At 61.1% G+C, this 7,488-nt stretch carries 8 protein-coding genes; all 8 read left to right on the forward strand.

Going from position 1 to position 7,488, the window contains the following annotated elements:
- The first annotated feature begins 129 nt into the window (after positions 1–129).
- The 8 genes from QMX91_RS26925 to QMX91_RS26960 all read left to right on the forward strand — a co-directional run bounded on the left by QMX91_RS26925 (position 130) and on the right by QMX91_RS26960 (position 7,398).
- Positions 130–714, forward strand: a complete 585-nt coding sequence (locus QMX91_RS26925; protein WP_247840005.1) for a hypothetical protein — start codon at positions 130–132, stop codon at positions 712–714.
- Entirely contained in the window at positions 711–890 is a 180-nt protein-coding gene (locus QMX91_RS26930) for a DUF2635 domain-containing protein (protein ID WP_027611066.1), read from the forward strand. Before QMX91_RS26925 ends, QMX91_RS26930 begins: the two co-directional genes overlap by 4 nt.
- Complete coding sequence (locus tag QMX91_RS26935) at positions 890–2,386, forward strand: phage tail sheath subtilisin-like domain-containing protein (protein ID WP_139055338.1); 1,497 nt, start codon at positions 890–892, stop codon at positions 2,384–2,386. The genes QMX91_RS26930 and QMX91_RS26935 overlap by 1 nt, the downstream gene beginning before the upstream one ends.
- A 67-nt stretch (positions 2,387–2,453) precedes the next feature.
- Positions 2,454–2,801, forward strand: a complete 348-nt coding sequence (locus QMX91_RS26940) for a phage tail tube protein (protein WP_282413637.1) — start codon at positions 2,454–2,456, stop codon at positions 2,799–2,801.
- Positions 2,798–3,094 carry a phage tail assembly protein gene (locus QMX91_RS26945; protein ID WP_003222226.1) on the forward strand — a complete coding sequence of 99 codons (297 nt, stop codon included), beginning with the start codon at positions 2,798–2,800 and terminating at the stop codon, positions 3,092–3,094. Before QMX91_RS26940 ends, QMX91_RS26945 begins: the two co-directional genes overlap by 4 nt.
- Positions 3,095–3,224: 130 nt before the next feature.
- The gene (locus QMX91_RS26950) at positions 3,225–5,123 is read left to right on the forward strand and encodes a phage tail protein (protein ID WP_135295074.1); all 1,899 of its coding nucleotides are present in this window, start codon (positions 3,225–3,227) and stop codon (positions 5,121–5,123) included.
- Complete coding sequence (locus QMX91_RS26955) at positions 5,110–6,345, forward strand: DNA circularization N-terminal domain-containing protein (protein ID WP_282413638.1); 1,236 nt, start codon at positions 5,110–5,112, stop codon at positions 6,343–6,345. The genes QMX91_RS26950 and QMX91_RS26955 overlap by 14 nt, the downstream gene beginning before the upstream one ends.
- A 3-nt stretch (positions 6,346–6,348) precedes the next feature.
- A complete protein-coding gene (locus QMX91_RS26960; RefSeq protein WP_282413639.1) occupies positions 6,349–7,398 on the forward strand; it encodes a phage baseplate assembly protein in 1,050 nt (349 codons plus the stop codon).
- The last annotated feature ends 90 nt before the right edge of the window (positions 7,399–7,488 follow it).

Raw genomic sequence — 7,488 nt, forward strand, 5'->3', positions numbered from 1 at the left:
GAGCCTGCTCGCGATAGCGGTGTGTCAGGCACATTGATTGTGAATGTGGCACCGCCATCGCGAGCAGGCTCACTCCTACAGGGGATTCGCGGTGTTTTCTGCAACTCATTTCAACTCTGGAACACCACCATGAAGATCACCCCGATCCTCACGCAGCTGCGTGGGCAATGCCCAAGCCTTGCCAACCACATTGCGGTGGGTGTCGATCTGGCGTTGCTGCAAGGCAACGCTGATCTGCCGACACCCTCGGCTCATGTTCTGCCCCTGGCGGATCTCGCGAGCACCAGCACCGCACAAAACCTCACCGCGCAACCGATCCGCGACCGCTTCGAAATCGTCCTGGCGCTCGACGCCAGCGACAGCACAAAAGCGCTGGATCTGTTGCACGACCTGCGCGCCGAACTGTGGCGCGCGCTGGTGGGATTCAAACCGGGCACCGACTACAGCGCCATCGTCTACGACGGCGGCGAGATGGTCTCGATCAACAGCAGCCGGGCCTTCTATCGGCTGCGCTTTTTTACCGAGTTCCAGCTCGGCCGCAATCTGCCGAGTCAGCCTGCGGAGAGTTGGCACGAACGTGAACTGGACGGTTTGTCGTCCTTTACCGGGGTCACCGTGCGGGTCGATGCGATCGACCCGGCCGACCCCAATCTGAAACACCCGGGCCCTGACGGGCGCGTGGAACTGACTTTCTCTGGAGACGTAACCCCATGAGCAATCGCATCACCGTACTGCCGGCCGCTGGCCGTGCCGTGCCTGACCCGGAAGCGGGCGATCTGCTGCCCAAAGAAGGCCGTGAAGTGCTGGACAGCGCCTGGTGGCGCCGACGTCTGGCCGACGGCGATATCACTCTAAAAACCGTAAAAGTCAAAGCACAGGGAGCCAAATAATGGCGATCGGATTCAGCAACATCCCCGCGGACATTCGTGTACCGCTGTTCTATGCCGAAATGGACAACTCGGCCGCCAATAGCGCGACTTCGGCCATGCGCCGTTTGATCGTCGCTCAGGTCAACGACAACATCGCCCCGACCGAAGTCGGCAAACTGGTGCTGGTCTCCAGCGTCGCCCTGGCAAAAAGCATCGGCGGTCAGGGCTCGATGCTCGCCTCGATGTACGAGACCTTCCGCAAGGCCGACCCGATCGGCGAGATCTGGTGCCTGCCGCTGCACAACACTGAAGGCGCCATCGCCAAAGGCGTGCTGACCCTGACTGGCACTGCGACTCAGGCTGGCGTGCTCAACCTGTACGTCGCTGGTGTGCGTGTGCAGGCCACCGTGGTCAACGGTGCCACCGCTGCTCAAGCGGCTACCGCACTGGCACAGAAAATCAACGCCACCGCCGATCTGCCGGTGAGCGCTGCGGCTGCTGAAGGCCTGGTCACTCTGACCGCCAAATGGACCGGCGACAGCGCTAACGACATCAGCCTGCAGTTCAATCGCCTGGGCAAGAGCAACGGCGAAGAAACCCCGGCCGGCCTGACCACTGCGATCACCGCCATGACCGGCGGCGCCGGTGTACCGGACCAGGTCGCAGCCGTGGCTGCACTGGGTGACGAGCCGTTCGAGTTCATCGCTCTGCCGTGGTCGGATCTGTCGACCCTCAATACCTGGCAAGCAGTGATGGATGACAGCACCGGTCGCTGGTCCTGGGCCAAGCAACTGTTTGGTCACGTCTACAGCGCCAAGCGCGGCACCGTCGGTACGCTGGTCGCTGCTGGTCAGGCACGTAACGATCAGCACATGACCATTCAGGCGCTGGAGCCGGGCGTACCGCAACCGTTCTGGGTACAAGCTGCCGCATTGGCTGCGCGCACCGCGGTGTTCATCTCCGCCGATGCCAGCCGTCCGACCCAAAGCGGCAGTCTGCCGGGTGTTGATCCGGCGCCGGCCAGCGAGCGATTCACCCTGACCGAGCGTCAATCGCTGCTCAACTACGGCATTGCCACCGCGTACTACGAAGGCGGTTACGTGCGCATTCAGCGTTCGATCACCACCTACCAGAAGAACGCTTACGGTCAGGCTGACAACTCCTACCTGGACAGCGAAACCATGCACCAGTCGGCGTTCATCGTGCGTCGTCTGCAAAGCGTGATCACCAGCAAGTACGGCCGGCACAAACTGGCTTCCGACGGCACCCGTTTCGGCGCCGGCCAGCCGATCGTCACTCCGGCGACCATTCGCGGCGAGCTGATCGCGCAGTACGCCAAGCTGGAACTGGAAGGCCACGTGGAGAACGCCGAGCTGTTCGCCGAGCACCTGATCGTCGAGCGCGACGTGCAGGACCCGAGCCGCGTGAACGTGCTGTTCCCGCCGGATTACATCAACGGTCTGCGCGTGTTCGCACTGCTCAACCAATTCCGTCTGCAATACGACGACGCGGCCTGATCGCCGCGTTTGGCCGTAAGCATTCAGCCCACTCCGGTGGGCTTTTTTATTTGAAGGGAGTAACACCATGGGTCAAGTGATTGCAGGCACCTGCTACGTCAAAGTCGACGGTGCACAACTGACTATCAACGGCGGCTGCGAAGCCCCGCTGATGGCCGTCAAACGCGAAACCGTCGTACCGGGTTTCTACAAGGAAACCGACGTCGCGCCGTCGTTCAAAGTGACCGCGCTGCACACCGCCGACTTCCCGCTGAAGAAGCTGATCGAAGGCACCGACATCACCGTTACCTGCGAATTCAGCAACGGCAAAGCCTACGTGCTGGCCGGTGCCTATCTGGTCGAAGAGCCGGTTTCCAAGGGCGACGACGCCACCATCGAACTGAAATTCGAAGGCATCAAGGGGACCTGGCAATGAGCGGCGCCGTGAAGCTTCAGGTTGCGATCGAAGCTCACGGCGAGCCCCTGACCGAACTCGTCCTGCGCCGTCCGACGGTGCAGGAAGTGCGAGCGATCAAGGCGCTGCCGTACAAGATCGACAAGAGCGAAGAAGTCAGCCTCGACATGGACGTGGCGGCCAAATACATCGCCGTGTGCGCCGGTATTCCACCGTCGTCGGTCAACCAGCTCGATCTGGCTGACCTCAACGCGCTGAGCTGGGCCGTTGCGAGTTTTTTCATGAGTGCGGCGTCGGAGCCATCACCGACCTGATCGCAGTCGCCTATGACCTGGCCTGGTTCTGGAAGGTTGACCCCGAACAGATGATGGCCAGGCCACTGGATGTGCTCCGCGAATCGCTGGAGCACGCGCAACGGATCAATGCGATGCAGCAGGTGCAGTGATGGCAGACGAAGAAAAGAAAGTGCAAACACCGGTGCTGATCACGGGCATCGATGAACTGTCGCCCAAACTCGGCGCCCTGCGAGTAAAGGTCGAGAGCTTCAAGAAAAATCTCGAACAGACCGGCCTCGGGAAACTGGATATCAGCGGTCTGTTCAAGGGCGGCAGCGTGATCACGCCGTTCGTGGACGGGATCAAATCGGCGGCAGCGTTTCAGGGCAAATTGACTGAAGTCAGCGAGACGGCGAAAACCGTGGACCTGCCTGCGGCGCCGAAAGTCGCTGCACAAAACATGAACGTGTTCAGTGCGTCGATGGAAAAGGTTTCCGCTGCTGTTGACGCGGCGCTGGTGCCGGCAGTCGGTGCGTTGGTCGTCGGGCTTGAGCCAATGCTGACTCAGGTCGCCAGCCTGCTTGCCGAGAACCCGCAACTGGTGGAAGGCCTGGCTGCGGGGGCTATCGCCTTCTCGGCGATGCAGACCGCGGTCACCGGCGCCACGCAAGTGTTCGATGTCATGAGCATGGTGCTCAAGACCAATCCGATCATGCTCATCGCCATGGGCATCGCGGTGGCGGCCGGTTTGATCTATGCCAACTGGACGCCGATCAGTGCGTTCTTCAAAGGCATGTGGGAAGGCGTGAAAAACATCGGTGCGAGTGCGATGGCGACGTTGCGCTCGATTCTTGACTGGCGACCACTGGATGCACTGGCGGCGCTGTGGTCACCGGTCGTGGGATTCTTCTCGGGCATGTGGGACGAGGTCAAAGCCGTCACTGCGCCGGTCATCGACTTCTTCAAATCGGTGTTCTCGTGGACGCCCGCCGGCATGATCCTGGAAAACTGGGCGCCGCTGACGGGGCTGTTTTCGGCGATCTGGGAACTGCTCAAGGCCTTGAGTGTGCCGGTGATGGCGTTCCTCAGAAACCTGTTCGACTTCTCGCCGATGCAAATGATCAACAGTGCGTGGGGTGGCGTTGTCAGGTTCTTCGAGCCGATGTTCGATGGCCTGCGAAAAGTCGCGCAACCGGCTAAAGAGTTTCTGGTGTCGTTGTTCGATTTCTCGCCCATGCAGATGATCACCAGCGCCTGGGGCGGAGTTGTTGCGTACTTCCAGCCGCTGTGGACGACTCTGCAATCGGCGGTGCAAAGCACCCGGGATACATTGCGGGCACTGTTCGATTATTTCCCGATGGAAATGATCACCAGCGCCTGGGGTGGTGTCGTCGGGTACTTCGAACCGATCTGGACGGCACTGCAAACCTCAGTGCAGCGGGTCAAAGGCTTTTTCAGCAGCCTGTTCGAGTGGTCGCCGCTGGAGCAGATTGCGCAGTACTGGCAGCCGGTCGGCGAAGTCTTTTCGGCGCTGTGGGATGTTGTGCTGGCGGCGTCTGCACCGGTCGTGGACTTTCTGCACACCCTGTTCGAATGGAAACCTCTGGATCAGATCATCGAGAGCTGGGGGCCGATTGTCGGGTGGTTCGGCGAGTTGTGGCAAAAGCTGCAAACCGTCATCGCGCCGATCAAGGAGCTGTTCGACGGAGGTTTCGCCGGGTTGATCGCCAAGGTCACCGGCAAGGTCGAAACTCTGACCCAAGCGCAGCGCCAGACCAATGCCGAAGGCAAGGGTGAGCTGGCGCCGGCATTCTTTGGCGCGAGTAGCGCCCCTGCTGGAAACGGAACGCTGCAAGGCGGATCGCTGCCACAAACCTCCAGCGCCCTGATCCAGCAAAGCGCGGCCAACAACCGTACGCAACTCGAAGGCGGCCTGACCGTGCGCTTCGAAAATGCACCGGCGGGGCTGCGCACCGATCAACCACAAACCAATCAACCGGGCCTGGCGCTGTCTTCGCGCATCGGCTATCGCTCGCTGTCGGCAGGAGGTTCCAATGAACTGGCGTGACCGTTTGTTGCCGGCATCGTTTCGCGGTGTCGGATTCTGGATCGATCAGGCGAAAACTCCGGTCGGTCGCAAAGGTCAGTTGCACGAATACCCGCAACGCGACCTGCCGTATTTCGAGGATCTCGGCCAGCAGGCCAAGACCCACGACCTGACGGCGTTCATCATCGGCGCCGATTGCCTGGAGCAGCGCGACAAGCTGCTCAAGGCCTTGGAGGCGGGCAGTGGTGAACTGGTGCATCCGTGGCTCGGACGCCTGCAAGTCAAGGTCGGCGAATGCGACATGACCCACACCCGCCAGGACGGCGGGCTGGTGACGTTCAGTCTGAAGTTTTACCCGGACCGGCCGTTGCCGTTTCCGACCGCCACGGTCAGTACGCAAAAAGTTCTGTTGGCCAAGGCTGACACTTTGTTGGGGTCGGCGGTGGCGCGCTTCGAGCAGGCGATGACGTTGATCAAGGCTGCGCGGATCGGCATCGCCAATCTGCGCAACAGCCTGACCGGCGTGTATGAGGTGATCAAAGAGCAGCTCAAACCGTTGATCGAGCAGTACCGGCAGATCACTGAACTGGTCAAAGCCGTCAAGGAGTTGCCCAAGGAAGTGGCGGCGGAGTTCAAAGGCTTGCTCGGCGATATCAAGGAACTCAAGGCATTCGCGAAGGAGGGCTACCGTGGCGTGATTGCCGACGTGTCCCAACAACTCGAAGCCATCCGCAAGGCTGATGCGCCGAAGATCACCACCGGCAAGGACACCAACGCGGCGGCACAAGCCATGGCCGATCTGGTGCAGGACACGGTGCTGGTCAAAGTCGCGCAATGGGTGGCATCGATGCCGGTGGCGACAAGCCCGGTGAAACTGTCATCGACACCTACGGTAGGGCAGCAGGCGACGAGCCCGGTGACCCGCCAGGAAGTCCCGGTCAGTGACGACATGCAGGCATTGCGTGACGCCGTGGCGGTGGCGATCAACCCGATGCTGGACAAGGCCGACCCGGCGCACTACCAGGCCATCAGCGATGTGAAAGAGGCGCTGCTTGCGCACCTCAAGGCCGTCGCGTCGTCGGGTGTGCGGCAAGTCAGCAAGTCGTTCCAGGAAAGCTTTCCGGCACTGGTGGTGGCCTACAAGTACCTTGGCGATGCGACGCGGGTCACGGAGATCACTCAACGCAACGGGATCACCCATCCTGGTTTCTCACCCAACGAAGTGAAAGTCTCCGGGGAGTAAACCATGAGCGAGATAGACAACCGTGTCACGCTGACCGTCAACAACATGGAATACGGCGGCTGGAAAAGCGTGGAAATCACCGCCGATCTTGAGCGCCAGTTCCGCACCTTCAAACTCGACATCACCTGGCAGTGGCCGGGGCAGACGGTGGATCAACGGATCAAACCGGGTGACCCGTGCGAAGTGAAAATCGGCCAGGACCTGGTGCTCACTGGCTACGTGTTCAAGGCCCCGATCAGTTACGACGGACGCCAGATCAGCCTGAGCATCGAGGGTAGCTCCAAGACTCAGGATCTGGTCGATTGCGCAGCCACCAACCGGCCGAACCAATGGCAGGAGCAACCGCTGCTGAGCATCGTCCAGGCTCTGGCGGCGGAATACTCGCTGTACGTGGTCAACGAAATTCCCGAGACCGCGCGGCTCGCCAAACACACCATCGTGCCGGGCGAAACGGTGTTCCAGTCGATCGATCGTCTGCTCTCGCTGTTCCGGGTGTTTTCCACTGATGACGAGCAAGGCCGGCTGGTGCTGGCCAAGCCCGGTAGTGGTGGTCGGGCCAGTGACGCGCTGGAGTTGGGCAAGAACATTCTGTCGGCGAACGCGCCGATGGATCAGAGCCAGGTGTTTTCTGAATACCGAGTGATCGGTCAGCAGAAAGGCTCGGACAATAAGAGCGGGGCGGCCGTCAGCGAGGTTCAATCCAGCGCGGCTGATCTGAGCTTCAAGCGCCGCCGCACCACGATCATCAACGAGGGCACCGCGCTGACGTTCGAGTTGGCCCAGCAACGCGCCCAATGGGAAAGCGCCACCCGCATGGGCCGGGCGCAGACCACCACCTATCAGGTGCAGGGCTGGCGTCAGTCCAATGGCGATCTGTGGCGCCACAACACGCTGGTGAAGGTCACGGATCCGGTGCTCGGTTTTGACGGCGACATGCTGATCTCCAAAGTCACGTATTCGCTCTCGGCGCAGGGCTCGGTGACCACGCTGCAAGTGGCGCCACCGCATACCTTCGATCCTGATCCCATCCCACCGAAAAAACCCCAGGCCTGACACCCATTCCCTGTGGGAGCGGGCTTGCTCGCGAAAGCGTCGGCAGGTCCAACATCCCATTGACTGACCCACCGCTTTCGCGAGCAAGCC

It is taken from the genome of Pseudomonas sp. PS01299, from assembly GCF_029960145.1.
Classification (GTDB): Bacteria; Pseudomonadota; Gammaproteobacteria; order Pseudomonadales; family Pseudomonadaceae; genus Aquipseudomonas; species Aquipseudomonas putida_A.